General features: G+C 47.8%; 3 protein-coding genes. 2 read left to right on the top strand and 1 reads right to left on the bottom strand.

Annotated features, from left to right (window positions below):
- Nucleotides 1-555: 555 nt before the first annotated feature.
- Nucleotides 556-1,752, top strand: coding sequence for a putative bifunctional diguanylate cyclase/phosphodiesterase (locus tag AQS70_RS09375; RefSeq protein WP_162233890.1), 1,197 nt, complete (start codon nt 556-558; stop codon nt 1,750-1,752).
- A gap of 12 nt (nt 1,753-1,764) precedes the next feature.
- Here AQS70_RS09375 and AQS70_RS09370 read toward each other — a convergent pair whose 3' ends face one another.
- Nucleotides 1,765-2,412, bottom strand: coding sequence for a LexA family protein (locus AQS70_RS09370; protein ID WP_055102537.1), 648 nt, complete (start codon nt 2,410-2,412; stop codon nt 1,765-1,767).
- Nucleotides 2,413-2,512: 100 nt separating this feature from the next.
- Here AQS70_RS09370 and AQS70_RS09365 point away from each other — a divergent pair, with 100 nt between their 5' ends.
- Nucleotides 2,513-2,734, top strand: a complete 222-nt coding sequence (locus tag AQS70_RS09365) for a hypothetical protein (protein ID WP_055102536.1) — start codon at nt 2,513-2,515, stop codon at nt 2,732-2,734.
- Nucleotides 2,735-2,954: the final 220 nt, after the last annotated feature.

Below are 2,954 nucleotides of genomic sequence, written 5' to 3'. Positions count from 1 at the left end.
GGATGACCAAGCAGCCGGTGGTGGCTTGCAGCTTCTCGATCAGTCGAGGGTTACTGGCGCACGCTGGGTGAACGTGCAGGGTTGCTGTGGTGTGCATGGTGTTGCCTCGCTCTGTGGTGGGAGAGTGCGAGAAATATTAACCCTAAAGGTTATTTTGTCAATTTATTTACCCTTTTGATTATTTTTCTCAGGTGCAAGCATCGGGTTGAGAGCCAAAGTCTAGAAATTTCTAGATTAAGTGAGAGCATTGCCACAGACAGTTACGGTTAAGCTAGTCTCGACGTGTGTCGTAAAGGCTCGAGATTCGAGAGTGACCTAATATTCAGCTCGCATTTGCAAGGTGAGCAGACCGAGAGCTAGTGGGTTTTCGGTTATGGAGAGATGAAAGTGGCGAAAGCGATACGCTGTGAATCTAGTAGGCGGTGGTTTGCTCGGAAATTTCCTGACAAGGCTCAATGGCCTCGTATCAAGCGGCTGCTTCGATTCAGTGGAATCGTCTGTATTATTCATGGTTTAACTTGGGGGTATTATTACGCAACTCACGCTATGAGTATTATGGCTTTATTGCTGTTTATGCTCGTATTGTTAGGTGTCGGATGTATTTTCATAGCGAAAAGGTTCGAGCTCTTTTCGCTAACATTGATCGCGCATGTTTTTTTGATTATCGCAGTTTTTGCCAGCCTGGCTGATGTGTCTTCGGCGTATAGTGCTAGGTCTGCACATTTATTCCTATTGCCGATTGGTATTGCAGCTTTTTTCTTGTTTCGTGGTGATGGCTTTTATTTGCGATGGGCGTTTCCAATAATATGTTTTTCAGCGTTGGTTTTAATCTCAAATCTCGCTATAAGCTTGAGTCCTGGTTTGGAACTTTTGCCGGCGGATGTGAGTAAATTAGGTCATGATTTGAACCGTGCTACTGCTATAGCACTTACTGTTTGTGTGTTGGCAATTTTTCGTGAAGACTTAAGCTCGAAAGTAGAGTCATATAGATCGCTCGCCAGAGCCATATCTCAACGTGAGTTATGTTCGTATATGCAGCCGCAGGTTTCTGGCGATGGTAAAGTAATCGGTGCTGAAGTTTTGTTGCGATGGGATAGGCCGGGTCACGGTGTTCAGTCTCCTTCTGAATTTATTCCTCTTGCTGAAGAAACTGGTCTGATTCACGAGATCGGTCTAATGGTTATTGAGGATGCTTGTCGGCATCTGAAGTATTGGTCTGCAATTCCAAGTGTAAATCAATGGGTGCTTTCAGTGAATGTCAGTCCTTTACAACTTGCCTCTCAAACATTTGTCGATGATGTGCGTGAAGTTATGCGAAAAGTTGGAATCTCAGGAGATAAGTTGTGCTTGGAAATTACCGAGTCTGTTTTTGCCGGCGACCTAAATTCGACAGTTGCCAAAATGAGAGCATTGAGTGACGATGGAGTTTCATGGTCGCTGGACGATTTTGGAACAGGATTCTCTTCTCTATCATTGTTGCAGACTCTACCTTTGCATGAACTTAAGATTGATCAATCTTTTATTTTTGATATTGAGAATGACGCCAGTAAGCGGGAGCTTGTGAGAAAAATAATAGAAATAGCAGATATATTGCGCGTTTCTACGGTTGCAGAAGGAATTGAAACAAAGCAACAGCGTGATTACCTTCAAGATATGGGTTGCGTCGTATTCCAAGGTTATCTTTTCGGTCGCCCGATTGCAGCCACAGAATTTCTTAAAGAGCACTGGCCCGCAGTGAATATTACCGGTTAGAAATAACTTCAATCACAAATCAGAAATTTTCCACCTAGCCCGCCCGCAGATACTCCACTCTTCAGTCATCCGAATAATGCGCTCTGGCCAATCAGGGTTGAGCGCGTACAGATACAGCTCATTCCCTTCCTGCTTTAGCTGTTTCAGCGTAGTGGCCTCGTCGCGGGTGCGCTTGGCTGCCACAAAGTGCCCAGGGAAAGCTTCGAGCGATGGATCTATCACCACCTTATCGCCTTCCATAAACTTGGGTTCCATGCTGATACCTTCAACGCGCAGGATGAATGCACGTGGCCCAACTGGCCCCGGTGCTTCAATCCATTCTTCCGCCTCGCGTGGATCAAAGCTGTCATCTGAACAGCACCATGAGCCTGCTGCAATCGAACCGATCACAGGCAGTTTTTTGCCGGTGTAGCCCAGTACAGAGCCGTTATCGAAGTTTGCGAAGCCATGCGGGATGTCGAGTGAGCCGTTAGGCAGGCTGAGGGCTCTTTCAATTTCGCGCGCAATTTGGTCGCCAATTCCTTTGGTGGGGTTCTTTCCGCCGAATGCGCTCACTTGCGCAGGCGCTTTGCCGAGAATCTCGGCAATGTCGATCAGGCGTAGTTTCTTCTCGGCCAAGATGTGGCGGAAATTGTGCAGTCGGGTATCAGAAATTCTCATGCTGCGATTGTGCCCAGATTAACCTATGGGGTGAATGTCCTTCTAGGTATTGCAATAGTTAACCCTTATGGTTAAATTGCATCTCCCGGAGGTACACCACATGAAATTGCGTGACTACATCTACAGCTTAGATTCAGAAGCACTGCAGGCTTACGCCGGGCGTTGCAAGATCGCGGTCAATTACCTACGTCTTCACGTTAAGTACGCCAGCAAAGACCCAAGCGTTTCGCTTATTAAGTCACTGACTCGTCAAAGCGAGGGCCGTGTATCGCTCGCTGAGGTTTTGGATCACTTCGGTGTGACAGAAACCAAAGCAGCATAGAAAGAAAAAAGGCGACCCATAAGGCCGCCCAGTTCCTCCCGGCACACACCACCACAGTGTCGCCGGGTCGCGGTAAAGGTAGGCGGGCACACCACATGCAATTCCGCCTCCTTTTACCGCGCTTTCCAAGGCTCGGAAGCTTTGGGTTGCTGCCTTCTCCACCACAGATCTGGCAGCTGTTGCGCCAGAGGTGAGCGACGGATCGCTTGCCTCGGCACGG

Source organism: Pseudomonas endophytica, assembly GCF_001411475.1.
In the GTDB taxonomy this organism is placed as follows: Bacteria; Pseudomonadota; Gammaproteobacteria; order Pseudomonadales; family Pseudomonadaceae; genus Aquipseudomonas; species Aquipseudomonas endophytica.
Note: the sequence above shows the minus strand (reverse complement) of the source record. Positions and strands in the feature narration are given on the sequence as shown.